The following is a 26,229-nucleotide window of genomic DNA, read 5'->3' as shown; positions in this document are numbered from 1 at the left end:
GCGCAGGGCTTAGTCGATGATGTGATAGCCGCCGTCGATGTAGATCGTCTGCCCGGTCATGCGGCGGGCGGCGTCGGTGGCCAGCCAGGCGGTGGCTTCGCCCACGTCGTCGATGGACACGAGGCTGCGCGTGGGCGCCTTGGCCTGTGCGCGGTCCAGCAGCGCGTCGAACTCGGCGATGCCCGAGGCGGCGCGCGTCTTCAGCGGTCCGGGAGAAATGGCGTGCACGCGTATGCCTTGCGGGCCCAGCTCGGCCGCGAGATAGCGGGTGGCGGATTCCAGCGCTGCCTTCACCGGCCCCATCATGTTGTAGTGCTCGACCACCATCTGCGAACCGTAGTAGCTCATGCAGAACAGTGTGCCGCCATTGCGCATCAGCGGCTCGGCGAGCTTGGCCATGCGGATGAAGGACCAGCAGGAGACGTCCATGGCCTGCAGGAAGCCGGCGCGCGAGCAGTCGGTCACGCGGCCGTGCAGATCGTCGCGGGGTGCAAACGCGATGGAATGCAGCACGAAATCCAGCTGTCCCCATTCGTTGGCGACGGTGTCGAAGACGGCTTCCAGTTCCCCGTCGCGCATCAGGTCCAGCGGCAATAGAAGCGGCGCTTCCACCTGGCGGGCCAACGGCTCCACGTGCCGCAGGGCCTTGTCGTTCAGGTAGGTCACGGCAAGCTCGGCGCCCAGCGCGTGGAAGGCCTTGGCACAGCCCCAGGCGATGGAGTCGGCGTTGGCGATGCCTGTCACCAGGCCACGCTTGCCGGCCAGTGGCAAGAGCGCGCTCATCGCTGCCTCACAAGCGCCAGCGTGTGCTGCGCGATGATCAGTTCTTCATTGGTGCGCACCACATACACGCCGATGCGGCTGTCGTCCGCGGAAATGCGAGGTCCGTGGCGGGCGTTGCGTTCGGGATCAACCTTGATGCCCAGCCAGCCCCAGTGCTCGCTGATCGCCTGGCGGATCTCGGCGGAGTTTTCTCCCACGCCCGCCGTGAAAACGATGCCGTCCACGCCGTTCATCGCGCAGGCCAGGCCTATCATGCCTTCCGCCACGCGCCAGGCGAAGTACTGCAGCGCCAGCTTGGCCGACGGCGCGTCGCTGGCCAGCAATTCGCGCATGTCGTTGCTGATGCCGGAAAGGCCCTTCATGCCGCAATCGTGATAGAGCAAGTGCTCGATCTCGTCGTGGTTCATGCCGCGTTCCATCATCCACAACACGACGCCAGGGTCCAGGCGGCCGGGGCGCGTGCCCATGGGCAGGCCCTCAAGCGCGGTGAAGCCCATGGTGCTGTCCACGCTCTTGCCATGGTGCATGGCGCAAGCCGACACGCCGGAGCCCAGGTGCGCCGCGATGATCTTGCCGTCGGCGATGTCGGGCAGCGCCTTACGCAGGCGTTGGGCGATGTATTCGTAGGACAGGCCGTGAAAGCCGTAGCGGCGCACGCCTTGCTGGTACAGCCGTTCCGGCAGCGCATAGCGGTCGGCCACATCGGAGTGGCTGCGATGGAATGCGGTGTCGAAGCAGGCGACTTGCGGGATCCAGGGCCGGCGCTCGCGGATCACGCGGATGGGCGCCAGGTTATTTGGCTGGTGCAGCGGGGCCAGCGGCGTGAAGGTGTCGAGCTTGGCGAGGATGGCGTCGTCGATCAGCACCGGTTCGGAGAGCTCGGGGCCGCCGTGCACCACCCGGTGGCCCACGGCCAGCGGCGCGCCGCCCAGATGGCCGCTGAGCCAGGTGCCCACGACTTCCTGCGCATTGGGCACGTCGGGCGCGTGGCCAGGCGCGATTTCGCGTTCGACCAGGGTCTGGCCGGCCGCATCGCGCACCCGCAGCTTGGGGTGCGAGGTGCCTATGCCCTCGAGCTGCCCGCCCAGCCGCGGGGCGAGTTCCTGCGCGCCGTCGATGTCGTATAGATAGAACTTGATGCTGGAACTGCCGGCGTTGATGACGAGGATGGTGTCGGTCATGGCGCTGTGATTCCACGTTGAGACAAGTTGCGCGCGAGCTTCTCTGCCCGCGGTACGACCTGCCGAAGACAAAACGAAAAATCCCGTTCCAGGGCCTCGACTCGAAGCGCGCCGTGGCTTGCGCAATACGCGTCGGAGCCGATCCGGGACACCGCGGATCCGGCTTTGCCGGTCCGCCAGTGCCGCCCCCTTGAGGGGGCCCGCGTAAGCGGGTAGGGGGTGGTTTCCATGTGCTAAGCGAGCGGGCGGGCTTCCTGCTGGGCCAGGTGGTGCGCGTAGATCGCGGCAACCGCGCAGGACGCGAGCCGCGAGCGCGGGCTGTCGGCACGGCTTGTCAGGATGATGGGCACGCGCGCGCCCAGCACGATGCCGGCGGCTTCGGCGTTGGCCAGGAAGGTCAGGTTCTTGGCCAGCATGTTGCCGGCTTCCAGATCGGGCACGACCAGCACCTGCGCCACGCCGGCTACCGGCGAGCGGATGCCCTTGATGCGGGCGGCGTCGGGACTGATGGCGTTGTCCAGCGCCAGGGGACCGTCCAGCAGGCCGCCCGTGATCTGGCCGCGGTCGGCCATCTTGCACAGCGCGGCCGCCTCGATGGTGCTGGGAATACTGGGATTGACCTGTTCCACTGCGGACAGGATCGCCACGCGCGGCTCGCCCAGGCCCAGGCCGTGGTGCAGGTCGATCACGTTGCGGATGATGTCGGCCTTGGTTTCGAGGTCCGGAAAGATATTGATGGCGGCGTCGGTGATGAACAGCGGCTCCGCGTAGGTCGGCACTTCCATGATGAACACATGACTGATGCGCCGGCTGCTGCGCAGCCCGGTGGTGCGTGCCACCACTTCGTGCATGAGTTCGTCAGTGTGCAGGCTGCCCTTCATGAGCAGCTCGGCTTCGCCGCTGCGCACCAGGCCGACGGCGCATTCGGCCGCGGCGTGGCTGTGCGGCGCGTCCACGATGCGGGCGTCGCCCAGGTTGAGCTTATGCTGGGCGGCGGTGGCGCGGATCTTCAGCTCGGGGCCCACCAGGATCGGCCGCAGCAAGCCCAGGTCGCGCGCTTCGAGCGCGGCCGACAGCGACGGTTCGTCGCAGGGATGGGCGATGGCGCAATGCGCGGGCGCAAGTGTCTGCGCGCGCGCGATGAGCTTGTCGTAATGGGTGGATGTAGGCAGCGTCATGCGGATTTTGCCTTGGTGGATTTGCGCGCGGGACGCGCGGCGGGTTTGGCGGAGGCGCTACGCTTCTTGGCGCGTACGGGGACAGCAGGCTCGGCCGTGGCCGAGGGCGCTTCGTGCCTGGCGGCCGCCTCGCGCACCGGTTTGCGCGCGACCGTCGCCGTTTTCCTGGGCGCGGGCTGTTGGGCCTCCTCACGCTTCTGCGCGCGGCGCTCGGCATATTCGAAGATGCGTTCCATCTCGTCCAGGCTGATGCGGGCGGCTTCGCTCAGGGGCTCGGCGGCTTCCAGCACGTGCTTCATGGTGTCGAGCGTTTCGCGGATCGCGGCGGCGGGCGCGTTGTCCAGCAGGTGCGGTATGGCCTGGATGGCGCCGGCGGCGTCCAGGGTCATCATCAAGGCCTGATCGCGGATGATGTCCTTGAACTCCTGCAACGACAGCGCGGTGTCGGATTCGGCGCGCATCTTGCGGATCAGCGCGTAGCTGCGTTCGTCCAGGCCGCCCTCGGCGCCCGACACATACAGCAGCATGCGGATCGCGGCCACGCGCAGGCCGCCTTCCAGCATCAGCGATCGCAGCTCGGCGGCGCGCTCTTCCATGAAGCGGCGGTGCTCGGGTGACACGCCCGGATGCTTGCGGGGCGGGCCGGAGCGCGCGCCCAGGCCGGCCAGGTCCTGCACCAGCGGCGAACCGTAAACGCCCATGAAGGTGCGCTCGTCGGCGGAATCGCGCAGTTCCTGCCAGATGTTCAGACTGGTTTCGACCAGGTTCGAGAACATTTCCTGCGCCATCAGGAAGGGGTTGTCGGCCGATACCGGCTGGCGGTGTTCGCGCACCTGTTCGGCGACCTGGGCAATCGGCGCGATGGCCGGATTGCGGTCGGAGATCAGTTCGTACGGCAGGCGCAGCGGATGCAGGCGCTGCGACCATTCCGCCGATTGCGGCGTCACCAGGGCGCGCAGCCAGGGTTGCAGGAAGCTGCGGTACATGCCCAGGTTGATGTCGGAAATGCGGGCGACGGCGGCAAAGCGGCGGTCGTCCTCTTCGTTGCGTTCGACAATGGCGCGCACGTCGTCCAGGGTGCGCTGTTCGAACGACAGCACATAGTTGCCATAGGCCAGGTCGGCATTGGGCGTGTCGGGCGTCTTGTCGGCGATCTCGGCCTGGTAGATGCCCGGCGGCAGCACGTCGATCATGTCGATGTTGGACGTGAATTCCTGGTGCTCCTTGCGCGCCACGCTGCCGGACACGAAGATCCCCAGGTGGCCGATGCTTTCATGCACGGCATACACGATGGTCTGCCCATGGGCCAGGACTTCGGCGTCGTCCTGGTACAGGTCGGGGATCCAGCCCAGCGCCTGCGGCGGCGGCGTGATGTTGTCGCCCTTGGAGCAGAACACCACGATGGGCGAGCGGATGTTGCGCAGGTCGATGCGGATGCCGTCCGAGGTCACCAGGCCGGCGGTGGCCAGGCGGTTGCCGACGAAAAGATTGTCGACGATGTACTGGATTTCCGGGCCGTTCAGGAAGACGTGGCCGCCCCACCATTTTTCGAAGCTGAGGTAGCGCTTGGCCTCGGTGTCGACGTTGGAGTACAGGTTGTACTGTTTGGACCACAGGGTGTTGGCCGGATTCAGGTTTTCGAAGTTCTGCACCAGCCAGGCGCCGTCGAATTTGCCGTCGCCGAGGTCGCTGGTCAGCGCGGTGAGCCAGCTGCCGCCCAGCAGGCCGCCGGCGTAGCGCATGGGGTTCATGCCGCGCCAGCCCGCCCAGTACGACAGCGGCGCGCCGGCCACGATGATGGGGCCGAACAGCTCGGGCCGCACCGCGGCGGTCATCATGATCTGCCAGCCTGCCTGGCAATTGGCCACGACTACCGGCTTGCCTTCGGCATTCGGGTGGAGCGCGATGATTTCTTCCAGGAACCGCGCCTCGGCCATCATCACGTCTTCGACGGTCTGGGTCGGCATGGGTTGGGGCAGGAAGGTGGCGAAGTAGCAGGGATGGCCCGCGCGCAGCGCTACGCCGATCTCGCTTTCAGGCTTGAAGCCGCCAATGCCGGGCCCGTGTCCGGCGCGCGGGTCGACCACCAGGAAGGGGCGCTTGATCGGGTCGGTTTCCACGCCCTCGGGCGGCTTGATGCGCAGCAGGCCGTAGTTGACGGGGCGGGGCAGGCAGCGTCCGTCCATGACCAGCTCGGACTCCATGCTCAGCACATTGGGTGCGCGCTTGGCCATGTGTTCGTGGTACTGGTTGCCGCGCTGGCGCATCACGTCGGCGTAAAGCACGCCGCGTTGCCAGGCGTCCACCGCGTATTCGTAGGCGGCTGTCCAGGGGTTGAAAGACGGGGCGGGTACGCGATCGTTGCCGGATCCGGCCATGGCGATCTCCTGTAGGTTGCATGCGGCGGCGAGCCGCCGCGCCGATTCCGAGTGGAACCGGCAGAGTTGACCTCTCCATTACACCGCAACTGATGTTGCGCTGCAACATCGGACATCTTGATACAGGTCAAAGAGGCTTGATCTACCTGTCCCCATTAGGAACGGGCAGCCAGGCTACAGCTCAAGCAGGGTCATGGCAGACCGCTTCGATGCGGTTGCCGGACGGGTCCAGCAGGAAGGCGGCGTAGTAGTGGGGGTGATAGTGTTCGCGCAAGCCCGGCGCGCCATCGTCGCGTCCGCCATGAGCCAGGCCGGCGGCATGGAAGGCGTCGACAGCGGCGCGGCTGGGCGCCTTGAAGCACCAGTGGCGGCGCGCGGCGGACGTTGCCGCGCCGTCCTCGGCGAACACGGACAGATAGCTGTGCTGGCTGCTGCCGGCGCGGCAGCGTTCGCCATAGCCGAGCGCATCGGGGCGGTCATAGACCTTGGCCGCGCCCAGCGCCTGCATGATGGCGTCGTAGAACGGCCGCGCCGCGTCCAGTCGGGTAACGGCGATGGAGACGTGATCCAGCAATTGCATCGCGGCTCCTTGTGGGGCGTTTCAGGCGCGCGCAGCCGCGTTGTGCTCCAGCCATTTCTGGACGGAGGGGCGTTGCCACTGGGCGTCGGCGTAGGCGCGCAGGGCGTCGGGCAGTTCGTCCTGGAAGAGGCGCTTGAGCATGAGCGCCAGGTCGGTGTCCGCAATGCACCAGTCTTCGAACAGCGACGTGCGGCCATTGCCCACCAGGTGAGTGCCCACATGGATGAGCTTGGCCGCCGCTGCATGGGCGGCGTCCGACAGCGGCAGGCCGGCGGCGCCGTAGAACACGGTTTCGGTCGGCCGTTCCTGGCGCAGCGCGCCCAGATCGCTGCGCAGCCAGGCCTGCAACTGGCGGGCGCGAGCGCGCTGGCGGACGTCGCGCGGATAAAGCGCGGTGTGCTCGGGGGCGGGGAAGGCGTCTTCCAGGTATTCGGTGATGGCGCTGGATTCAGTCAGGCTGAAATCCGCATGCGTCAACGCGGGCACCCGCGAGGTCAACGCGCGGCTTTGGTAGGGCTGCATGCGTTGTTCGCCCGCTTCCAGGTCGATGGGACGCACCTCGAATGGCAGCTGTTTTTCCGTCAGCGCGACATAGACCGACATGGCGTAAGGGCTGAGGAACAGGGAATCGACGTATAGCGTAAGCGGGGCGCCCAAAATCTAGTCTCCGGTCAGACGGGTAGCGGCAGGGCCGTGGCGCGAGGCCGCGGACACATCAAAGCGTAACGCATCTGCGGCCAGCGTGTCGCCCCGGGGGGAGTCAGTCGACGATGAAGAGCTTGGCGCCGGTGGCGGTGGAGGAGCGGTGCGGTTCGGCCTGGTCCGCGACCTGGTAGCTCATGCCCGGCTTCAGCACGAATTGCCGGCCGTCTTCGAGTTCGGTGTGCAGTTCGCCTTCCAGGCAGAACAGGATGTGGCCCTTGCTGCACCAGTGGTCGGCCAGATAGCCCGGCGTGTACTCCACCATGCGCACGCGCAGATCGCCGAATTGCCGGGTGCGCCAGTAGGCCATGCCGGTTTCGCCGGCGTGTTCGGTGGGTTCCACCTCGGACCAGTCAGTGGTGCCGAAGGGGATGTTGCTCATCTTCATCGTGGATCCTGTCTCGAAGTCCGGGCGGAATCGCGCCCATGGAAAAAGCAGATACTACGCGAGCGCAGGCCGAAAGCCTGACCGGGCGCATTGAAAAATCGCCCCATAACCCCTATCTTGCTGATATCCCAGGCCGGATCCGGCTCACCCGGAGGCGGCCGCAACGCTTTGCCAAGGGCTGCACATGGAGTTCAAGGACTACTACAGCATTCTAGGGGTGGAGCGGGAGGCCTCCGAAGACGACATCCGGCGCGCCTACCGCAAGCTCGCCCGCAAGTATCATCCCGACGTCAGCAAGGAAAGCGACGCCGAGACCCGCATGCGCGACGTCAACGAAGCCTATGACGTGCTGCGCGACAAGGAAAAACGCCTGGCCTACGACAACCTGGCCGCCGGCGTATCGCCCGAGGGCAGCTTCCAGCCGCCGCCCGGCTGGGACGAGGGCTTCGAGTTCCACCGCGGGGCGGCGCCCGGCGACGAGGCGCAGTTCAGCGAGTTCTTCTCTTCGCTGTTCGGTGGCCGCGGCCGGCGCGGCGGCGCGCAGCAACAGGAGTTCCGCGCGCGCGGCGATGACCACCACGCCGCGATCGAGGTGGATCTCGAAGACGCGCTCAAGGGCGCCACGCGCGACATCAGCCTGCGCTCCATGCAGATGGACGAGCAGGGCCGCCCCCATATGCAGACCCGCACGTTGAGCGTGCGCATTCCCGCGGGCGTGCGCGAAGGCCAGTACATCCGCCTGGCCGGACAGGGCATGCCGGGCTACGGCGGCGGCGAGAACGGCGACCTCTACCTGGAAGTCCGCTTCAAGCCGCATCCGCGCTACCGCGCCGATGGCCGCGATCTCTACATGACCTTGCCGGTGGCGCCCTGGGAAGCCGCGCTGGGCGCCAGCGTGCACGCGCCCACGCCGGGCGGCACGGTGGAAGTCTCGATACCGGCGGGGTCCGCCAACGGCCGCAAGCTGCGCCTGCGCGGGCGCGGGATTCCCGGCGATCCGCCGGGTGACCTCTACCTGGTGCTGGACCTGGTGCTGCCGCCCGCCGACAGCGAGGCGGCCAAGGAGGCCTATCGCAAGCTGCAACAGGACCTGCCCTTCAACCCGCGGCGTCATCTGGGGGTATGACCATGAAAAAAATCGTCGTCACCACCGCCACGGTCGTGGGCAAGTCCCGCCCGCTATCCGCCGACGATCTGGCCCGCGCCTGCGGCGAGGAAGTCGAATGGGTTGCGCGGCTGGTCGAGGTTGGCATCGTCAATGCCAGCGGCCCCGGCCCCGCCGACTGGCGCTTCTACAGCAGCGACCTGCAGCGCGCGCTGGACGCCCGCCGCCTGGTGCGCGATTACGGCGCCGGCCTGGACGCGGCGGCGCTGATCCTGGACCTGAGCCAGGAAGTCCGCCGCCTGAAGGCGCAGTTGCGCGCGCTGGGCCTGGAGGACAAGTAGGGGCGTTTCCCGGGTGGGTAAACTAGCTGGTCGTAGAACCGGATAAGCGAACACACCTTGGAGACACCTTCCGCCCCCGCGGCGGCCGCCCTGGCGGGCGGCGCCCGCATCGATGGCTTGAAATCCTGCCTGCCCGTCATGATCGGCTACTTCCCGGTAGCCGTGACCTTCGGCATCGCCGGGGTCGCTGCAGGCCTCACGCCCCTGCAGGTCGTGCTGATTTCCGTGCTGGTCTACGCCGGGGCCAGCCAGTTCCTGCTGCTCGCCTCCATCAAGGCCGGCACGCCATGGCTGTGGGTGGTGGCGCTGTGCTCGCTGCTCAATGCCCGCCACTTGTTGTACGGCCCGCTGCTGTCCCGTTTCCTGCCCGCCGCGCTGCGCGACCGCCTGAAGGTCGCGTTCCTCTTGACCGATGAGGTGTTCGCCACTGCCTTCAACCGCCTGCAGGCCGTGGAGCCCGCGGGCCGCCAGCGCTGGATGATCGCCCTGGGGCTGGGCGCATGGCTCACGTGGATCGCCGGCACCGCCGTTGGCGTCTATGCGGGCGACGGGCTGGAACGCCACTACCCCATGCTGTCCCAGGTAATGCGCTTTGCGTTGCCTGCGCTGTTCATGGCGCTGGTGTGCCAGAGCGCCAAGCGGGGCATGGGCCTACCCATCGTGGCGGCGGTCGCGGGCGCCGGAGTCGTGGCCGCGCTGGGCCACACCAGCTTGGCCATTCTGGCCGGCGCCGTCATCGGCTGCGCCGCGTATCGCCTGAGGAGGTCCGCATGAACGTGGACGGACTGGGTTTCTGGGGCGCGGTGATCGCCATGGCGGCCATCACCTATCTGACACGCGCCTTGCCCTTCATGCTGTCCGAGCGCAGCCGCCTGTTGCGCCACCTGTCGCGCGAAGGCTCGGCGCTGGCCGCACTCGGGCCCTCGCTGCTGGCGGGGATCGCCGCCGCGGTGATCGTGCCGGACCTGCTTGCCGCCGGCGAGCAGGCAGCGACCATCGGTCCCTACGTGGGCGGCCTGGTGGTGACTGCCGTGGCGGCCCGCCTGGTCAGCAACGCTGGCGTTGCGGTGCTGCTGGGCATGGCCGGCTACGGGGTGTTGCTGGCCTTGGCGGCGTAACGCCCGCGGGGCAAAATGGTCGGACTTCCATGGAGACCGACCATGCTTACGCTCTATCACGCGCCGCGCTCGCGGTCGTTCCGGATACTCTGGCTGCTCGAAGAACTGGGGGTGCCCTACGACACCGAAATGGTGTCCATCCGCGGCAGCGACAGCGCCGGCCACATGCCCTCGGACTACATCGATATCCATCCGCACCGCAAGGTGCCGGCGCTGGTGCACGACGGCGTGCCCGTATTCGAGACGCCCGCCATCGCGCTCTATCTGACCGATCTGTTTCCCCAGTCCGGGCTGGGGCCGGTGGTGGGCGACCCGCTGCGCGGCCCGTACCTGACCTGGCTGGCATACTCCACCGGCGTGTTCGAGCCCGCGATGGCCGAGCGCGCCTTCAAGACGCCGCACCAGGCGGGCGCGCTGGGCTGGGGCTCGGCCGACGAGGTCCAGCAAGTGCTGACCCGGGTCCTGGAGGCACGCCCTTTTTTCCTGGGTGAGAGGTTCTCGGCGGTGGACATCGTGCTGGGCGGCACCTTGCAATACATGATGCAGGTGAAGGTCATGCCTGAAACGCCGGTGTTCACGGCCTATGCGGAACGGTTGGGCGACCGTCCAGCCATGCACCGCGCGCTGCAGCGCGACGGCGACATCGAAGAAACCTGAGGCGGAGTCCGGGCCTTCAACCGCGGTCGATGCGAGCGCGCAAGTCCGCCTGCCATTGCTCCGGACGGCCCAGGTAACGGCTGGGCTCCAGCATGTCGAAGGCGCCGCCTTGTTCCAGCGCCAGAGTCGGAAAGCCGCTGCCGCCGACCTGGGCCAGCAACCGGCGGCTGGCCGCGATGTGCGCCGCCGTTTCGCTGCCCTGGGCGCCAGCATAGGCTGCGCGGAAGGCGTCCTGGTCCAGTCCGATGTCCGCTGCCAGCGACTCCAGCACGGCCGGATCGGCAATCCGCAGGCCCTGCACGTAGTGCGCGCGCTGGATACGCTTTAGCAGGTCCAGTCCTCGGCCGGCGAGCGTCTGCGCGGCCAGGACGGCAGTGGTGGGCGGCTCGGAATCGAACACGGCGCCTTCATCGCGCAACAGGCCGTTGTAATAGTCGTCGCCGAAGGGCTGGCCGGTCAGGCCGGCGATGCGCTCGTCATGCGGCATGACGTAGCGGCGCAGCCTGTCGGTGACCGGCTGGCGGTTGCTGCCGGTCATCATGCCGCCGCCGTGCAGGGCGATGTCCAGACCGGCGATGGCGCGGGCCGCCTCCACCAGGGGCGCGGCGCCGTAGCACCAGCCGCAAAGCGGGTCGAAAATGTAATGCAGGGTGGGGTGTGGGGTAGCCATGGCGCCATGGTAGACGCGGGCCGGGAAGGAAGAAAGCCTGGCCGGGTAGCCAGAGTGTTGCATCGGCCGTGCAGATTGCCTGCACGGCCGCACATCATCACCCGGCGATCTGCACGCCGACCCAGAACAGGCCGGCGGCCAGCAGCATCGAGGCGGGCAGGGTCAGTACCCAGGCCATCAGAATGTTGCGCACCGTGCTGCCCTGCAGGCCGCTCTTGTTGGCGATCATGGTCCCTGCCACGCCGGAAGACAGCACGTGGGTCGTGGATACGGGCAGGCTGAAGACGTTGGCAATGCCAATGGCGCCCATGGCGGTCACCTGCGCGGACATGCCCTGTGCATACGTCATGCCCTGCTTGCCGATCTTTTCGCCCACCGTCAGCACCACGCGGCGCCAGCCGACCATGGTGCCCGCGCCCAGCGCCAGGGCGACCGCCACGATCACCCAGAAGGGAGCGTATTCGGTGGTGGCCGTCAGGTCGGCGCGCAGGCGCTGCAGGTCCGCGCGCTCGCGCGAGGGCAGTCCTTCGATGCGCGCCACCTTTTTGGCCGTATCGTCCAGACAGAGCAGGTAGCGGCGCACGGCGATGCGCTTTTCGGCCGACAGGTCGGCGTAGTTGGACACGCCGTGCAGTTCGGACTGCAGCGCGGCGATGGTCGGCATGGTCAACTCGGGGTCGCAGCGGAAGTTGCGCGGCAGTTCGGTGGTGGCGTCCACGCGCTTGAGCGCCAGGTACTCGCCCAGCATGGCTTCGTTGCGCTGGTAGAACACGTTCAGGTGGTTGGCCGCGTCGCGGGTGCGCTCGATCTGGTAGGTGGTGCTGTTGGTGTCCAGCACGAAGTTGGCGGGCACGATGCCGATCAGCACCAGCATGATCAGGCCGATCCCTTTCTGGCCGTCGTTGGAGCCGTGCACGAAGCTCACGCCCATGGCCGACAGCACCAGCACCAGGCGGTTCCAGAACGGGGGATGCTTCTTGTTGTCGATGGCGCGGCGCTGTTCCGGCGTCTTGTGCATCTTCGACAGTGGCAGCCAGCGCTTGAGCATCAGCAGCAGTCCGCCCGCCACCAGGAAGCCGGCCACGGGCGAAACCACCAGGGACAGGCCGATGTCGATGGCCTTGCCCCAGTTGACGCCGTCCGCCAGGGGCAGGTCGGTGATCAGCGCATTGGCCAGCCCCACGCCCAGGATCGAGCCGATCAGGGTGTGCGAGCTGGACGCCGGGATGCCGAAATACCAGGTGCCCAGGTTCCAGGCGATGGCCGCGGCCAGCATGGCGAACACCATGGCCAGCCCGCGGCCGGTGTCGACGTTGATCAGCAGTTCCACGGGCAGCAGGTGCACGATGGCATAGGCCACGCCCACGCCGCCGAGCAGCACGCCCAGGAAATTGAATATGCCGGAAAGCACCACCGCCAGGTGGGGCGGCATGGCCTTGGTGTAGATGACCGTGGCCACGGCGTTCGCCGTGTCATGGAATCCGTTGATGAATTCGAAGGCCAGGACGAATGTCAGGGCCAGCGCAAGACTGAGGCCTACCCAGAGGTCTAGGCCGTGGAAGAGGTCGAACATGGAGGCGGGGGAGGTTCCGGCGAGAGGAGCCGATTATTGCAGATTTGTGACCTGTCACTGGTTGCTTGCGGCTACCAATTTGCAGGCACTGCTCCCGCAGCCGGTCAGAATTTCGAATACTGGAACTCGATTTCCATCGGTTTGCCTAGGTTGGCGGACGTGTCCGCCTGGATCACCATCACCGCCAGGACGCCCAGATACAGAAGGCACAGCCAAAGGGTTCTTTTCATTGCCGGCAGTCCTTCATGGATAGAAAACTTCCGCGATTTTCTGGTTGACCCGCAGCCAACCCAGCTCGCCCAGATGCTGCACGTCGCGCAGCATTCCCACTTCGAACGGCGCGCTGTACATGTCCATGCAGCGCATGGCGTAACGCTGGCACAGCGCCGCAACTTCCTGCTGCACCGGCCTGAAGCGGTCCAGGTCCTTGAAAACCAGGGGATGCAGCGGCTGCATGACGAAGAGGGCGGGGACGCCTCGCTGGCGCAGCAGGGCCATCAGGGAGTCCAGCTCGCGCAGTTCATCCCGGCCAGTCAGCGGCTGGGGCTGATAGGCGGTCTTGCCGCCCGCGGGAATGCTGCGCAGGTACTTGTTGAAGAACTCGTCGCGCACGGCATAGCGGTTGCCGGCCATGAGGGCCTGCTCGGCATCCTGGGCCTGCGCGGCCAGTGCCTCCCAGTCCACCACCCGGGCGGCCGCCGGCGGTCCCTCGCGCTCGCGTTCCGGAGCAGGCGCCGCGTGGGCGGGCGTCCATAGATCGACCAGGCGCTGGCGGAAGACGTAGGCCTGCTCGGCCGCCATTGACCAGGCGACGCCCGCATCGCCCTTGGCCTGCAGCCAGCGGACCACCTCCGCCCGGCCCTCGGGTTGCCGCAGCAGGCGGGGCAGCAGCGGATTGGCGTGCTCCTTGAACTCGTCCGGACCCAGTCCGCCGTCGCCATCGAACCAACCGGGCGACAGCATCACCACCACGCGGGACGCTGGCGACAGGTCTTCGGCCATGGCTGCCAGCACCAACTGCATGCCCAGCGACTGGAATCCCGAATGGCCATAGGCCAGCACGGGCATCTGCAATTCGTCAGCCAGATAGCGGTAGGGTACGAAACGCAGGTCGTTGCTGGTCAGTTCGGACGACCCCAGGATCACGAGCCGGTCGCCTGTGCGCAAGGCCTGGCTCATGCGCGACAGGTTACGTGTCTGCTCCTGCAGCGTATTGCCCAGGTTAGGGATGTAGATCCCGGGCGCGGCGGCGGGTACCGGCTCCGTTTTCAACGCCAGGGAGTGCCAGGCGCCCCACCCGGCGGCAGCCGCCGCGGCGAAGGCCAGCGCCGCCGCCAGCGCATGCTGCCGTAGTGTGCGTTTGAACATGGGGAACCAATAAAGCGCGGGGCGCCTCTATTTCCAGGTAAGAGGAGAGGTTTGTTAGCGGATGTTATCGAGCGGCCATGACCGGAACAAGCGTGGGAAACCCGCGCCTGCGGCCGATTCGCCTTTTTGCCACAGGCGGCGCCGTGAATCCCGCAGGGAGAGAATGCGATAGCATCGCTGTGGCGGGGGCTTCTGGATTTCCAGTATTGACCTCGCCCGCGGCCGCATCCGCGCCGCTTGAATGCACTTCAGCCAGATCCGCAGCCCATGACCGCTACTACCCGTATCGCCCGCAAGCACCCCGACGAACTGATCGTCGGCCTGGTATCCGTTTCCGACCGCGCCTCCAGCGGCACATATCAGGACCTGGGGCTGCCCGCGCTGCGCGAATGGCTGGGCGGCGCCCTGGTTTCGCCCTGGCAGGCGGTGGACCGCCTGATTCCCGACGAACCCGCGCGCATTTCCGAAACGCTGATCGAACTGGTGGACGGCTGCGGCTGCGATCTGGTCCTGACGACCGGCGGCACCGGACCGGCGCGCCGCGACGTGACACCCGAGGCGACGCTTGGCGTCGCCACCAAGGAAATGCCCGGCTTTGGCGAGCAGATGCGGCAGATCAGCCTGCGTTTCGTGCCCACGGCCATCCTGTCGCGTCAGGTGGCGGTCATCCGCGAAACCCCCGATCACGCCGCCCTGATCGTGAATCTGCCGGGCCAGCCCAAATCCATCCGCGAAACGCTGGAAGGTCTCAAGGGCGAAGACGGCGCCGTGCTGGTGCCCGGCATCTTTGCCGCCATTCCTTATTGCATAGACTTGATCGGCGGTCCGTACGCCGAGACCCGGCCGGAAGTCATCGCGGCTTTCCGCCCCAAATCGGCCCGCCGCGCGTCCTGACGCCTCGCGGCGTTACGTTATATTGGCCGCCCCATCCACCTCCAACCGTTTGAGAGTTCCATCGCCATGAAGGTCCGCACCGCTTTGTCCCTTACTGTCCTGGCAGCCTTGTCGGCTTGCGCCAACGTCAAAGACGTGCGCGACCGCGATCCGGTCTTCTACGGTTCTACCCAGCGCACGCCCGAGGACTACACGGCCTGCGTGGCGGAGTCCTGGAAGAACATGGGCATCAATTTCCAGCAAAAGGCGGTGCGCAATGGTTTTGAACTGATCCAGGAAGACAGCCTGGGGGTGGAAGCCGTGCTGACGACCATACATTGGAAGGGCAAGACGGACGTGCGCCTGTCCACGCGCATCGCCCGCCGCGACCAGAGCATCATCGAACCCGCCAATCTGTGCCTGTGAACGCCATGCATCATCGTCGCGACGTCCTGCGGCTGGGCCTGGCCGCCGCCGCTCTCTGCCTGGGCCTGCCGGCCCGCGCGCAGCAGGCGGGCTTCATCAGCCGCAAGCTCAATGTTCCCGTGCCGGGCGGCGTTGCGGTCCTGGGCCTGGGCAACGCCGAGCGCGCGCCCGAGGTCACCTTCCTGGGGCGGCGCGTGCTGGTCGTGCGTGAAGAAGGCAAGCAGTGGATCGCCGTGGTCGGCATCCCGCTGAGCGTGAAGCCCGGCGAGCAACAGGTGGACGTGAAGGACGCCCAAGGCAAGCGCGCCCTGTCCTTCAAGGTCGGCGCCAAGGAGTACAAGGCCCAGCACATCACGTTGAAGAATCCGCGCCAGGTCAATCCGAATCCCGACGACATGGCGCGCATCGAACGCGAGCTGGCCGAGCAGACCGCGGCCAACCGCGGCTACCGTGCGGGCGTCACGCCCAGCAATCTGCTGCTGGACCGGCCGGTGAATGGCGGCCGGCTGTCCAGCCCGTTCGGCCTGCGGCGATTCTTCAATGGCGAGGAGCGCAATCCGCATTCGGGGCTGGATTTCGCCGTGCCGGCGGGCACGCCGATCAAGGCGCCGGCCGCGGGCGTGGTCGTGCTGGTGGGGGATTACTTTTTCAATGGCAAGACGGTGTTCCTGGATCATGGCCAGGGCTTCGTCAGCATGTTTTGCCATATGTCGGCCATCGACGTGAAAGTCGGCGACGAGGTGCCGCGCGGCGGGCTGGTGGGCAAGGTCGGCGCCACAGGCCGCGCGACCGGCCCGCACCTGCACTGGAACGTCAGCCTGAACGACGCGCGCGTCGATCCGGCGATCTTCATCGGGGCATTCAAGCCCTGATCCAGGGGAGAGGGGCGCCGCGCAGCCAGCGCCGCTTGCAGTCAGGCCGTGGCGGCCTGTTGCGCAATCAGCTGCAGCACGTGCTGATGCACGCGCTCCGCATATTCCATCTGCTGCCGCACCCGCAACTGCTCGGACTCCTGTTCGTCCAGGCAGTTGTCGTATTTGGTTTTGGCTTCGGCGTAGGTCAGGCCGGTATTGCGCAAGCTGTTGATGAAGGTCTCGCGCGACTGATGCAGCAGGCGCAAGCCTTCCTCGCCCTTGACGAATTTTCTACGCGCCAGGGCAAGCTGGTCGGCGGCGGCTTGCAGGTCTTGTGTCAGGTCCATCTTGCTTCATGCTCTTCCTGCCGGCGTCGCGCCTGGCAGAGGGCGCCATTCTTTCATGAACGGGCGCTCCACGCATTACGGCATCGCGCGGCCCAAGGTTAAGGCTCGCGAGAAAAGGGGAGCCGGCGCAAGGCCGGCCCTGTCGCGCCGGCTTAGCGGCGGTATTGCTGAGGACGCTGCGGCGCGGGACCGCGTTCGTCCTTGTGGCGGAAGTTGATGCGGCCCTTGGTCAGGTCATACGGCGACATTTCCAGGGTGACGCGGTCGCCAGCCAGGATGCGGATGCGGTGCTTGCGGATGCGGCCGGAGGCGTAGGCGCCGACTTCGATGCCGTTATCCAGCGTGACACGGTAGCGGCTATCGGGCAGCACTTCGTCAACGATGCCATCCAGTTCGATGAGTTCTTCTTTAGCCATTCTTTTCTCCTATCAAAACGCGCAGCCATACCGGCGGCATGGCGCGCCGCGCGAAGCGGCAAGCGCGTCGGACCCGGACTAGCAGGTCCAGCGGTTTGAACGTAAAACGTCCGGGCAAGCGCGGGTATGGGCCATGGCATCCGAAGCGGATGTCTGAATTGACGGATACTCGCGCCGCGTGGGCAGTGTGCGCGCGATGCGCGGCTTGGTCGCGGCGGCGCGTTTTGCGCAAATCGCCGGAAGAAGCGGGGTGGAGCGTTTGCTGCCAGGCCGCGCAACGGTAGAGAAGCAGGCGCGCCTGGCGGCGGGTTTGTTCCGGGAAAACCGGGCGAGTTCCGGGTTGCCCCGGAGCGTTGCCCGCACGCGGTACAGGTTGGCACTCAGAGTGACCGAAGCCCGGTTTTTGCGGAAAAATCACGGACTTATGTTACTGCATCGAGCAATAATTAGCCAGTATTTATCTGTAGCCACGCCGTGATAGTTGCTACTCGGCGACTCTGCTAGCCGGAGATCCGGCCCCGGTATTCCTGTTCCACTTGACCCAGGACGGACCAGAACGGGCCGGGGGCGCGGCCGGCCAGCCGGGCCTCCAGCACGCCCAGGTGCACATGCCAGCCGCCGGCCACGTCCACCATGGCGTCGCGCGAGGCCAGCTTGCGGTGCGTCAGCACCAGGCGCGTTTCCTGGCCTTGCGGCGTCAGCTCGAACGTGACTTCGGAAGGATGGCCGGGGGAACCGCCCCAGGTAAACGCGAGCAGCCGTGGCGGCTCGCAGCGCGTGACGATGCCTTGCGTCGTCACGCCGTCTTCATATGGCTTGTACGCTTCTGGGACCGGCTCGGCGACCGAAGACAGGTCGGCATGCATGAAACGCAGCGTGACGCCGCCGCCTTCGCGCAGGTCCATGTCGCCTGTGGCCAGCCAGCGGCCGCGTTTTTCCGATTCGGTCAAGAATGCCCAGACCTCCTCGACGCTGGCGGGCAGGATCCGCGTGAAGCGGATGGAGGTGGGGTCAAGAACGACGCCGTGATCACTCATTGAGGTTCTCCAGGAGACGCGGCCGGGGAACGGCTGGCGACGAGCGCGGCTTCCAGCGCGCCCAGCTTGCCCGACCAGAATTGTTCATAGAAGCGCAGCCATTGCATGGCCTCGGCCATGGGCTCGGGATTGAGGCTGCATATGTGCGTGCGGCCATGGATGGCCCGCCGGACCAGGCCGGCGCGTTCCAGGGCCTGCACGTGCTTGGAGGCGCCCGCGAAACTCATGCGGTGGGGCGCCGCCAGCTCGCCGATGGTCTGCTCGCCCTGGGCCAGGCTGCGCAGCATGTCGCGGCGCGTGGGGTCTGCCAGCGCGCGAAAGACGGCATCAAGGATGGGGGAGGGGATTGATTCAACCATGAGGTTGAATATAGGCCAGCCTCCGCGGGAGATTCAACTATATGGTTGAATTTTTATGTAACCGCCTGCGGATGATCTTCTTCCATTGCGCCATACGCGTCCGGGTACTGCGGCAGGTCGTCGGTAATGTCGTACCAGGGCGCCTTGCTGGCCACATGGCAGTGCGCAGCTGGCTTGATCCCCGGATCGTCGTCCAGCGGACCCAGCGGCAGGCCGTAGACGTCCGGGGTCTGGTCGAAGCGGGTGAGCAAGGGCGTCCCGCAGGCTTCGCAGAAGCCACGATAGCTGCCCGGGGACGAGCAGTACCAGGTGACGTGGTTTTCTCCGCGTGTCCAGGCAAAGTCCTTGGCCTGGACCGTCGCGCGGCTGCGGAATGCGGCGCCATGTGCTTTGCGGCAGATCGTGCAGTGGCAATTGAGGGCGTCGGTGAGCGGGCCGGTGATCTCGTAGGCGACTCGGCCGCACAGGCAGGAACCTTTGATCATGATGAACGCCAGGCTGGTGGGGGAATATCCCCAATATACCTGCGGCGCGTGGCGCGGGAACCGGCTTTTATGACGAACGTCTTTCAGATCGTTGCGGCGTCCCTATTTTCAGCCAAATGAATCAATCCGCGGGTCATCGTGCTGTCATGCCACGAAAACAGAATGCCGCCATGAACACAACCATGGGGATTCAACGATGACTTACGCCATCGAAGTACAAGGGCTCTGCAAGAGCTTTCACGCTGGCGCCAAGGCGCTTGACGGCGTGAACCTGCAGGTCGCCGACGGCGAGATGGTTGCCTTGCTGGGCGCTTCGGGGTCAGGCAAGTCGACGCTGCTGCGCCATCTGTCGGGTTTCGTGGCGGGAGACTCGGGCAGCGTCGCCGTCAACGGCCGCATGATCCAGCGCGACGGCCGCCTCAGCCGCGACGTGCGCGCCGCGCGCGCCAGCATCGGGTTCGTGTTTCAGCAATTCAACCTGGTGGGCCGTCTGCCGGTCATCACGAATGTGTTGACCGGCTTGCTGCCGCGCGTGCCCCTGTGGCGCAGCCTGACGCGCTGGTTCCTGCGCGGCGAAGTGCGCCAGGGTCTCGAAGCGCTTGCCCAGGTTGGTATAGACGACTACGCATTTCAGCGTGCCTCCACGCTGTCCGGCGGCCAGCAGCAGCGCGCAGCCATCGCCCGAACCCTGGTGCAGAACGCCCGCGTCATCCTGGCCGATGAGCCCATCGCATCGCTGGACCCCGAATCGTCGCGCCGCGTGATGGACACGCTGGCCCAGATCAACCGCAGCCGCAAGGTGGCCGTGGTGGTGTCGCTGCACCAGGTGGACGTGGCCCTGCGCTATTGCCCTCGCGTGGTGGCGCTGCGCCACGGCAAAGTCGTCTATGACGGTCCCTCCGCGAACCTGACGCCCGCCATGCTGAGCGAGCTGTACGGCTCCGAGCTAAGCGAGCTGCTTCCCGAATACGCGCCGCAAGCGCCCGCCAGGCCGGGCATGGCGCCGCTGTCCCGTTTGGCGCGAGCCGCGTGATCTTCCGAACCCTTTCTCCCCGGAGCCTTTCCATGCTACGCAGAACCTTTGTCACCCTGATCGCCGCCGCCGCCCTGTCCACCCAGGCCTACGCGCAAGATGCCAAGACCTTGAACTTCGGCATCATCTCGACGGAGTCGTCCACCAACCTGAAGTCGGTGTGGCAGCCCGTCATCGACGACCTGAGCCGCGCCATCGGCGTGCCGGTCAAGCCTTTCTTCGCCTCCGACTACGCCGGCATCATCGAAGGCATGCGCTTTAACAAGGTGCAGATGGGCTGGTTCGGCAACAAATCCGCCATCGAAGCCGTGGACCGCGCCCAGGGCGAGGTGTTTGCCTCCGTCATCGACAAGGACGGCAACCCCGGCTACTGGTCGTTGCTGATCGTCAACAAGGACAGCGACCTGAAGACGCTGGACGACGTGCTCAAGCGCGGCGGCGCGCTCAGCTACGGCGCGGGCGATCCCAACTCGACTTCGGGCACGGCCGTGCCGGGCTATTACCTGTGGGCCGCCAACAAGATTGAACCCAAGACCTTCTTCAAGACGGTGCGCGCCAGCAACCACGAAACCAATCTGCTGTCGGTCATCAACAAGCAGGTGGACGTGGCCGTCAACAACACCGAGGCGCTGGAGCGCTATCGCCTGAACACGGGCAAGGACGCCAACGACAGCGTGCGCGTGCTGTGGAAGTCGCCGCTGATTCCCGCGGATCCCCTGGTCATGCGCAGCGACCTGCCTGCGGACCTGAAGGCCCGCATCCGCGACTTCTTCGTCAACTACGGCAAAGGCAAGGACGCCGAGCGTGAACTCGCGAATCTGAAGGCGCTGACCTACCAGGGCTTCCGCGCTTCCGATAACCAGCAACTGGTGCCGATCCGCCAGATCGAACTGGCGCGCGAGAAGGCCAAGGTCGAAGCCGACACCACGCTGGGCCAGGCCGAAAAGCAGAAACAGTTGGCCGAACTGGACAGCAAGCTGGCCAGCCTGGGCCAGCCCGCCGCCAAGCAATAAGCCTCGTACCGGCAAGCCGGAACGCCGCGGGGCGCGCCGGCTTGTCCGCCACTGATCACTACAACGCGGATCGCCTTTTCATATGAACGTAGCCATGCAGACCTCTCGCCTTTCCGCCGCGCCGCGCTCGTCGCTGCCAGTCCTGCTCGTATGGGCCGTCGTGCTGGCGCTGCTGGTCATGTCGTGGAAGGGCGCGGACATGCGGCCGCTGGACCTGTTGCGCGATTCGGGCAACATGGCGCAGTTCGCGGCCGACTTCTTTCCGCCGAATTTCCGCGATTGGCGCATGTACCTGGACGAGATGATCGTCACCGTGCAGATCGCTGTCTGGGGCACCTTCATGGCCATTGTGGTAGCCGTGCCGCTGGGGCTGCTGTGCTCGTCGAACATGGTGCCTGCCTGGGTGTACCAGCCCATGCGGCGCCTGATGGATGCCTGCCGCGCCATCAATGAAATGGTGTTCGCGATGCTATTCATCGTGGCGGTGGGCCTGGGCCCATTCGCCGGGGTGCTGGCGCTGTGGGTGCACACCACGGGCGTGCTGGCCAAACTGTTCTCGGAAGCGGTCGAGGCGATCGACCCGCGTCCCGTGGAGGGCGTGCGCGCGACCGGCGCCAATGCGTTGGAGGAAATCGTCTATGGCGTGATCCCGCAGGTGTTGCCGCTGTGGATCTCGTACTCGTTGTACCGCTTCGAGTCCAACGTGCGTTCGGCTTCGGTGGTCGGCATCGTGGGCGCGGGCGGCATCGGCACCGTGCTGTGGGAAATCATCCGCAGCTTCCGCTACGCCGAAACGTGCGCAGTGATGATCATCATCGTCGCCTTCGTGGTGGTGATCGACATGGCGTCGGCCCGCATCCGGCGCGCGCTGATCTGAGACGACGGGGCCCTTGCGGGCCCCGCCATGCTCACGCCGGCGGCTGCAGCGCCTGGAACGCCGGCAAGGCCAGCAGGCCCGCGAGCTGCGCCGCTTCTACGTCGGCGTCCGAGACCGCCACGCGGGGCATCAGGAAGTTGACGGTGCCCAGGCAGACTCCGCCATACACGACCGGCACATTGATGACGGACCGCAGGCCCAGCCGCTGGATGGCGTCATGGTCGTCGAAGAACTCGCGGATTGCTTCCTCGCCTTCGCCCACGAACAGCTTTTGCTCCAGCAGGACATGGCGGCCCCACGCCGTGCCGTTCTTGTCCTTGCTGCCGCCCGGCGGATAGGCTTCGGGGTTGGAACTGTACAAGCGCACCACCCGCATCGCTTGCGCGTCATAGCGGTTGACGGTGCACAGCGCATGCCCAAGGGCGGCGTGCGCATGGGCGTCGATGGCGCGGAAGGCGGCCGCCGGATCGGCGGCGGCGTAGGCGAGGACGACGGCGGATACGCCAGCTTGCGCCGGCGGCGGCGAGACGCGGTTGCTGCTGACGGTCATTCGGCGGTGATTCCCAGTTCTTTGATGAGCTTGCCGTACTTGTCGGCGTCGCGCGCCAGGATCTGGCTGAATTGTTCGGGCGTGGTGTCGGTCAGCAGCACGCCCATGTCGGCCATCTTCTTGATGACCTCGGGGCGCTTGAGGATCAGGTTGATCTCGCGGTTCAGGCGCGCCGTCAGTTCGGGCGGCATGCCGGCCGGGCCAAAGGCGCCATACCAGACCGACAGTTCATAGCCCGGCAGCGTCTCGGCGACCGTGGGCACGTCGGGCAGCAACGGCGAACGCGCTTCCTCGGTGACCGCCAGGAGCTTGAGCTTGTTGCTCTGCACGTGCGGCAGCGTCTGCGTGCCGGCGCTGAACAGCACCTGCGTGCGGCCCGCCACGGTATCCAGCACCGCGGGCGCGCCGCCGCGATAAGGGATGTGCATCATCTTCACGCCGGCGGCTTTCTCGAACAGCGCCGCGCTCAGGTGGTTGGTGGAACCCTGGCCGGCGGAGGCGTAGGCCACCGTGCCGGGATTGGCCTTCAGGTAGGCGATGAATTCCTTCAGGTTGGAGGCGGGCACGGACGGGTTTACCACCATGGTGTTGGTGACCAGGGCGAGCTCGGCAATGGGCGTGAAGTCCTTCACGCCGTCGAACGGCATGCTGGAATACAGGGCCTGGTTCATCGTGTGCGTGCTCATCGAGCCCACCAGCAAGGTGTAGCCGTCGGGCTTGGCGCGCGCCACGAAGGTGGTGCCGATATTGCCGGATGCGCCCGAGCGGTTTTCCACGATGACCGGCTGGCCCAGCGATTGGGTCAGTCCCTCGGACAGCACGCGTGCCAGGATGTCGGTAGAGCCGCCGGCGGCCCACGGCACGACCAGCGTGATGGGTTTTTCGGGCCACGCGGCATGGGCCAGCGCGGGCGCGGACAGCGCCAGTCCCAGCGCGAACGTGCGCAGCAGTCGTTTGAATTGCAGTTTCATGGTGTTTACCCCTTTGCTTGGTGTCCGGTCTGTGTGCCGGTTGAATGAAACAGGTTCAGCGGCCAGCGGCATAGCCCTGCATGCCGCGCGGGTTGGCGCCGGCGCGCAGCAGCAGCCGTCCGCCGGCCGCGGGCTCGCGGGTGCAGGCGCTGATGCGGCCTTCGGACCAGTCCGGTCCCACCTTGACCTCGTGGCCCGCCGCGCGCAAGGCATCCAGCGTCGCGGACGGCATCCGCGATTCCACGGTCAGCCGGTTCAAGGTCAGGTTGCGGGGCCAGAACGAGCCCGGAAAATGATCGATATGCCAGGAGGGCGACTCGATTGCCTCCTGCAGGTTCATACCCATGGCATGGCGCAGGAAAAACGCCACGGTCCATTGGTCCTGCTGGTCGCCGCCTGGCGTGCCGAAAGCCATATAGGGCTGCCCGTCGCGCAAAGCCAGGCCGGGCGACAGCGTGGTGCAGGGCCGCTTGCCCGGCTGCAGCTGGCCCGGCACGCCTTCGTCCAGCCAGGTCATCTGCAGGCGGGTGGTCAGCGGGAAACCCAGGCCGGGCACGACCGGGCTGGAGGACAGCCAGCCGCCCGAGGGCGTGGCGGCCACCATATTGCCGTCGCGGTCGATGACGTCTATCTGGCAGGTGTCGCCCACGAAGATCTCGCGCGCGGCCCACTCGGCCACCGGCGGCAGCGCCGCGAAGGTCGGTTCGCCCACGCCGAAGCGGGTATCGGACGCGGCCAACGTGCGCGCGGCTGCGTCCAGGTCGGGCAAGCGCGGCGCCAGCCCCCCGGGGCTGCCCGGCCGAAACTCGGACGAGGCGTGATCGCCGATGCCGGCCGCGCGGGCGCGCGCGTAATCGTCGCCGAGCAGGGCGGCTAGCGGTACTTGCGTGAAATCGGGGTCGCCATACCAGGCGCAGCGGTCGGCGAAAGCCAGCTTCGCCGCTTCGGCCACGCGGTGCACGAATTGCGGGGAAGTGGGCTCCAGCCCGTCCAGCTTCAGATGCCGCAGCATCGCCAATTGCTGCAGATGGACCGGCCCTTGCGACCAGACGCCGCATTTGGCTACGGTGTAGCGGCCGTACTGGACCGTGAGGGGTTCGTCGTAGGTGGCGCGCCAGTCCGCCAGGTCGGCCTTGCGCAGCAGGCCGCGGTTGCGCTGGCCGGTGGTATCGCGCACCGCCGCCTGGGTGTAGTAGTCGTCGATGGCGTCGGCCACGAAACCGCGGTACCAGATATCCAGCGCGGCATCGATGCGGCCGCGGCGGTCGGTGCTCTTGGCGTGCGCATCGTCCAGGATGCGCGTATAGGTGGCGGCGATGGCGGGCGTGCGGAACAGCGCGTCTGGCGCGGGCACGCGGCCGTCGGGGAGCCACACGTCGCGCGAGCTGGTCCATTCGTCGCGAAACAGCGCCTGTACCGCCAATATGGCCTGCGAGATGCGCGGCACCAGGGGAAATCCTTCGCGCGCATAGTCGATGGCCGGGCGCAGGACCTCGGCCAGCTCCCAGGTGCCGTAGTCGCGCAGCAAGGTCAGCCAGGCGCCGAACGCACCGGGGACGGTGGCGGGCAGCAGGCCTATGCCGGGCACCAGTTCCACGCCCAGGCCGCGAAAGTATGCGGGCGTGGCAAGCGCGGGCGCGGGGCCCTGGCCGCATAGCGCCCGCATGCGCTGTTCCCGCTCGCTCCACAGCAGGATGGGCACTTCGCCGCCGGGTCCGTTCAGGTGCGGTTCGACGATCTGCAATGTGAAGCCGCCCGCGACCGCCGCATCGTAGGCGTTCCCGCCGCGTTCCAGCACGCTCATGGCCACTTGCGAGGCCAGCCAGTGGGTGGAGGAAACCACGCCGAAGGTGCCGCGTATTTCAGGGCGAGTGGTGAAGGATGCGCTCATGGGACCATTCCGGGCTGCGAGGAGGTGTTTCAGTATAGGGTCATGAAATAACTGTTTTTTCCTTTGTTGGCATAATTGAATAACCGTTTGGTTATAGGAAAAGCTCTTGAACTGGGATGCCGCACGTCTTGCCAACCGTCTCAAGCATCGTCACCTTACGCTGCTGATCGATATCGCCAAGCACGGTTCGCTCACGCGGGTGGCGGCGGCTGCGGGCATCAGCCAGCCGGCCGTTACCAAGGCCTTGACGGAAATCGAGGACATCTTCGGCGCGCCGCTCTTCACGCGCACCGGGCGAGGCCTGCAGCCCACGCCATTGGGCAACCTGGCCCTGGTGCGCGCGCGCCACATGCTGAACGACCTGGATTTGTGGGCGCGCGAGGTCGAAGCGCTGCACGCCGGCCGTTCCGCGCATCTGCACGTGGGCGTAGTGCCCTACGTGTCCAGCGCGCTGTTGACGGTGGCGATCAGCCGACTGCACCAGCGCCACGGGGTGACGCTAAGCCTGCACCGCGCCACGACCGACCACCTGGTTCCCATGCTGCGCCAGCATGAGCTGGATTGCATCATCAGCCGTGCCACCTCCACCCTGGCGCCGGACGACCTGATCCACCGCGTGCTATACCGCCAGCGGCCCCGCCTCATCGCGCATGGCCGGCTTGCGCAGCGGCTTGCGCGGCGCAAGCCGGATTGGGCCGCGGTGGCGGCGATGGACTGGGTGCTGCCGGCGGCGAATACGCCCACGCGGCAACTTATCGTGGAGCATTTCATCCGCGCCGAGCTGCGGCCGCCGTCACCAGTGCTGGAGGCCTATTCCACCGACGTGATCGAGGGCATGTTGACGATGAACGAGACCTTTGTTTCGGTCGTGCCGGAAGATATCGCTCGTGAACTCTGCCAGCGCGGCAAATTGGGCATGGTGCCCTGGGACTTCGGTTGGGAACTGCCGCCGATCAACCTGATCCGGCGCAGGCGGGACCAGCCGCTGGCAGCGGAAGAGTGCTTTTCGGAGATTTTGCTGGACCTGTGCGGAGACGCTGCCGCGCCTTGGGCGCAGGGCGCTTCGCGCTGAAGC

General features: G+C 66.6%; 31 protein-coding genes. 12 read left to right on the top strand and 19 right to left on the bottom strand.

Annotated elements, in window-relative coordinates; all coding sequences use genetic code 11:
- Window positions 1–9: 9 nt before the first annotated feature.
- The 7 genes from fabI to CEY08_RS23030 all read right to left on the bottom strand — a co-directional run bounded on the left by fabI (window position 10) and on the right by CEY08_RS23030 (window position 7,190).
- Window positions 10–783, bottom strand: coding sequence for an enoyl-ACP reductase FabI (gene fabI, locus CEY08_RS23060; protein WP_042794796.1), 774 nt, complete (start codon window positions 781–783; stop codon window positions 10–12).
- On the bottom strand, window positions 780–1,964 hold the full coding sequence (locus CEY08_RS23055) for an acetate/propionate family kinase (RefSeq protein WP_076815102.1): 1,185 nt from the start codon (window positions 1,962–1,964) through the stop codon (window positions 780–782). The genes fabI and CEY08_RS23055 overlap by 4 nt, the downstream gene beginning before the upstream one ends.
- A 233-nt stretch (window positions 1,965–2,197) precedes the next feature.
- The gene (locus CEY08_RS23050) at window positions 2,198–3,142 is read right to left on the bottom strand and encodes a phosphate acetyltransferase (RefSeq protein ID WP_076815100.1); all 945 of its coding nucleotides are present in this window, start codon (window positions 3,140–3,142) and stop codon (window positions 2,198–2,200) included.
- Window positions 3,139–5,520, bottom strand: coding sequence for a DUF3141 domain-containing protein (locus CEY08_RS23045; protein WP_076815098.1), 2,382 nt, complete (start codon window positions 5,518–5,520; stop codon window positions 3,139–3,141). The genes CEY08_RS23050 and CEY08_RS23045 overlap by 4 nt, the downstream gene beginning before the upstream one ends.
- 181 nt (window positions 5,521–5,701) lie before the next feature.
- On the bottom strand, window positions 5,702–6,100 hold the full coding sequence (locus CEY08_RS23040) for a VOC family protein (RefSeq protein ID WP_076815097.1): 399 nt from the start codon (window positions 6,098–6,100) through the stop codon (window positions 5,702–5,704).
- A gap of 21 nt (window positions 6,101–6,121) precedes the next feature.
- A complete protein-coding gene (gene yfcF / locus CEY08_RS23035; RefSeq protein ID WP_076815095.1) occupies window positions 6,122–6,757 on the bottom strand; it encodes a glutathione transferase in 636 nt (211 codons plus the stop codon).
- A gap of 103 nt (window positions 6,758–6,860) precedes the next feature.
- Window positions 6,861–7,190, bottom strand: coding sequence for a DHCW motif cupin fold protein (locus CEY08_RS23030; protein WP_042794790.1), 330 nt, complete (start codon window positions 7,188–7,190; stop codon window positions 6,861–6,863).
- A gap of 184 nt (window positions 7,191–7,374) precedes the next feature.
- Here CEY08_RS23030 and CEY08_RS23025 point away from each other — a divergent pair, with 184 nt between their 5' ends.
- Genes CEY08_RS23025 through CEY08_RS23005 form a run of 5 tightly spaced genes read left to right on the top strand, consistent with a single transcriptional unit; the run spans window position 7,375 to window position 10,411 of the window.
- Entirely contained in the window at window positions 7,375–8,316 is a 942-nt protein-coding gene (locus CEY08_RS23025; RefSeq protein ID WP_063643353.1) for a DnaJ C-terminal domain-containing protein, read from the top strand.
- Between the two features lie 2 nt (window positions 8,317–8,318).
- Window positions 8,319–8,636, top strand: coding sequence for a chaperone modulator CbpM (locus CEY08_RS23020; RefSeq protein ID WP_042797279.1), 318 nt, complete (start codon window positions 8,319–8,321; stop codon window positions 8,634–8,636).
- Window positions 8,637–8,693: 57 nt separating this feature from the next.
- A complete protein-coding gene (locus tag CEY08_RS23015) occupies window positions 8,694–9,410 on the top strand; it encodes an AzlC family ABC transporter permease (protein WP_042794788.1) in 717 nt (238 codons plus the stop codon).
- Window positions 9,407–9,754 (top strand): AzlD domain-containing protein, encoded by a 348-nt coding sequence (locus CEY08_RS23010; RefSeq protein WP_042794787.1) that lies wholly within the window; start codon window positions 9,407–9,409, stop codon window positions 9,752–9,754. The genes CEY08_RS23015 and CEY08_RS23010 overlap by 4 nt, the downstream gene beginning before the upstream one ends.
- Window positions 9,755–9,796: 42 nt before the next feature.
- On the top strand, window positions 9,797–10,411 hold the full coding sequence (locus CEY08_RS23005; RefSeq protein WP_042794786.1) for a glutathione S-transferase family protein: 615 nt from the start codon (window positions 9,797–9,799) through the stop codon (window positions 10,409–10,411).
- Window positions 10,412–10,427: 16 nt separating this feature from the next.
- Here the strand turns inward: CEY08_RS23005 and CEY08_RS23000 are convergent, their stop codons facing one another.
- The 4 genes from CEY08_RS23000 to CEY08_RS22990 form a co-directional block, all read right to left on the bottom strand.
- Window positions 10,428–11,081, bottom strand: coding sequence for a DsbA family protein (locus CEY08_RS23000; protein ID WP_076817853.1), 654 nt, complete (start codon window positions 11,079–11,081; stop codon window positions 10,428–10,430).
- Between the two features lie 97 nt (window positions 11,082–11,178).
- Entirely contained in the window at window positions 11,179–12,654 is a 1,476-nt protein-coding gene (locus CEY08_RS22995; RefSeq protein ID WP_042794785.1) for an inorganic phosphate transporter, read from the bottom strand.
- Between the two features lie 104 nt (window positions 12,655–12,758).
- Complete coding sequence (locus CEY08_RS30280; protein WP_008162923.1) at window positions 12,759–12,884, bottom strand: hypothetical protein; 126 nt, start codon at window positions 12,882–12,884, stop codon at window positions 12,759–12,761.
- Between the two features lie 13 nt (window positions 12,885–12,897).
- Entirely contained in the window at window positions 12,898–14,022 is a 1,125-nt protein-coding gene (locus CEY08_RS22990) for a D-alanyl-lipoteichoic acid biosynthesis protein DltD (protein WP_042794784.1), read from the bottom strand.
- Window positions 14,023–14,289: 267 nt separating this feature from the next.
- Here CEY08_RS22990 and mog point away from each other — a divergent pair, with 267 nt between their 5' ends.
- The 3 genes from mog to CEY08_RS22975 all read left to right on the top strand — a co-directional run bounded on the left by mog (window position 14,290) and on the right by CEY08_RS22975 (window position 16,193).
- A complete protein-coding gene (gene mog, locus CEY08_RS22985; protein ID WP_076815093.1) occupies window positions 14,290–14,916 on the top strand; it encodes a molybdopterin adenylyltransferase in 627 nt (208 codons plus the stop codon).
- A gap of 66 nt (window positions 14,917–14,982) precedes the next feature.
- Window positions 14,983–15,321 carry a hypothetical protein gene (locus CEY08_RS22980; RefSeq protein WP_042794783.1) on the top strand — a complete coding sequence of 113 codons (339 nt, stop codon included), beginning with the start codon at window positions 14,983–14,985 and terminating at the stop codon, window positions 15,319–15,321.
- A 5-nt stretch (window positions 15,322–15,326) separates the two neighbouring features.
- Entirely contained in the window at window positions 15,327–16,193 is an 867-nt protein-coding gene (locus CEY08_RS22975) for a peptidoglycan DD-metalloendopeptidase family protein (RefSeq protein ID WP_063643489.1), read from the top strand.
- Window positions 16,194–16,234: 41 nt separating this feature from the next.
- Here CEY08_RS22975 and CEY08_RS22970 read toward each other — a convergent pair whose 3' ends face one another.
- The 5 genes from CEY08_RS22970 to CEY08_RS22950 form a co-directional block, all read right to left on the bottom strand.
- Window positions 16,235–16,522, bottom strand: a complete 288-nt coding sequence (locus tag CEY08_RS22970; RefSeq protein WP_063643347.1) for a hypothetical protein — start codon at window positions 16,520–16,522, stop codon at window positions 16,235–16,237.
- Window positions 16,523–16,674: 152 nt separating this feature from the next.
- Window positions 16,675–16,938, bottom strand: a complete 264-nt coding sequence (infA, locus tag CEY08_RS22965) for a translation initiation factor IF-1 (protein WP_042794781.1) — start codon at window positions 16,936–16,938, stop codon at window positions 16,675–16,677.
- 500 nt (window positions 16,939–17,438) lie between these two features.
- Window positions 17,439–17,975 carry an SRPBCC family protein gene (locus tag CEY08_RS22960; RefSeq protein WP_042794780.1) on the bottom strand — a complete coding sequence of 179 codons (537 nt, stop codon included), beginning with the start codon at window positions 17,973–17,975 and terminating at the stop codon, window positions 17,439–17,441.
- A complete protein-coding gene (locus CEY08_RS22955; RefSeq protein ID WP_076815091.1) occupies window positions 17,972–18,334 on the bottom strand; it encodes an ArsR/SmtB family transcription factor in 363 nt (120 codons plus the stop codon). Before CEY08_RS22955 ends, CEY08_RS22960 begins: the two co-directional genes overlap by 4 nt.
- Window positions 18,335–18,387: 53 nt before the next feature.
- Entirely contained in the window at window positions 18,388–18,819 is a 432-nt protein-coding gene (locus CEY08_RS22950; RefSeq protein WP_063643339.1) for a GFA family protein, read from the bottom strand.
- Window positions 18,820–19,015: 196 nt separating this feature from the next.
- Between CEY08_RS22950 and phnC the strand changes: the two genes are divergently transcribed.
- The 3 genes from phnC to phnE all read left to right on the top strand — a co-directional run bounded on the left by phnC (window position 19,016) and on the right by phnE (window position 21,742).
- Window positions 19,016–19,852, top strand: a complete 837-nt coding sequence (phnC, locus tag CEY08_RS22945) for a phosphonate ABC transporter ATP-binding protein (RefSeq protein WP_042794778.1) — start codon at window positions 19,016–19,018, stop codon at window positions 19,850–19,852.
- Between the two features lie 32 nt (window positions 19,853–19,884).
- The gene (gene phnD / locus CEY08_RS22940) at window positions 19,885–20,865 is read left to right on the top strand and encodes a phosphonate ABC transporter substrate-binding protein (RefSeq protein ID WP_063961579.1); all 981 of its coding nucleotides are present in this window, start codon (window positions 19,885–19,887) and stop codon (window positions 20,863–20,865) included.
- Between the two features lie 82 nt (window positions 20,866–20,947).
- Window positions 20,948–21,742 (top strand): phosphonate ABC transporter, permease protein PhnE, encoded by a 795-nt coding sequence (gene phnE, locus CEY08_RS22935; protein ID WP_063643335.1) that lies wholly within the window; start codon window positions 20,948–20,950, stop codon window positions 21,740–21,742.
- 31 nt (window positions 21,743–21,773) lie between these two features.
- On the opposite strand, the gene CEY08_RS22930 is transcribed toward phnE, so the two are convergent.
- The 3 genes from CEY08_RS22930 to CEY08_RS22920 are packed head-to-tail and all read right to left on the bottom strand — an operon-like array spanning window position 21,774 to window position 25,154.
- Complete coding sequence (locus CEY08_RS22930; protein WP_076815089.1) at window positions 21,774–22,292, bottom strand: GAF domain-containing protein; 519 nt, start codon at window positions 22,290–22,292, stop codon at window positions 21,774–21,776.
- Window positions 22,289–23,263 carry a Bug family tripartite tricarboxylate transporter substrate binding protein gene (locus CEY08_RS22925; RefSeq protein WP_063643330.1) on the bottom strand — a complete coding sequence of 325 codons (975 nt, stop codon included), beginning with the start codon at window positions 23,261–23,263 and terminating at the stop codon, window positions 22,289–22,291. The genes CEY08_RS22930 and CEY08_RS22925 overlap by 4 nt, the downstream gene beginning before the upstream one ends.
- 55 nt (window positions 23,264–23,318) lie before the next feature.
- Window positions 23,319–25,154: a gamma-glutamyltransferase family protein gene (locus CEY08_RS22920; RefSeq protein WP_076815087.1), complete on the bottom strand. Its 1,836-nt coding sequence runs from the start codon at window positions 25,152–25,154 to the stop codon at window positions 23,319–23,321.
- A 106-nt stretch (window positions 25,155–25,260) separates the two neighbouring features.
- Here CEY08_RS22920 and CEY08_RS22915 point away from each other — a divergent pair, with 106 nt between their 5' ends.
- Window positions 25,261–26,226: a LysR family transcriptional regulator gene (locus CEY08_RS22915; RefSeq protein WP_076815085.1), complete on the top strand. Its 966-nt coding sequence runs from the start codon at window positions 25,261–25,263 to the stop codon at window positions 26,224–26,226.
- The last annotated feature ends 3 nt before the right edge of the window (window positions 26,227–26,229 follow it).

The organism is Achromobacter insolitus, assembly GCF_002209555.1.
In the GTDB taxonomy this organism is placed as follows: Bacteria; Pseudomonadota; Gammaproteobacteria; order Burkholderiales; family Burkholderiaceae_B; genus Achromobacter; species Achromobacter insolitus.
Note: the sequence above shows the minus strand (reverse complement) of the source record. Positions and strands in the feature narration are given on the sequence as shown.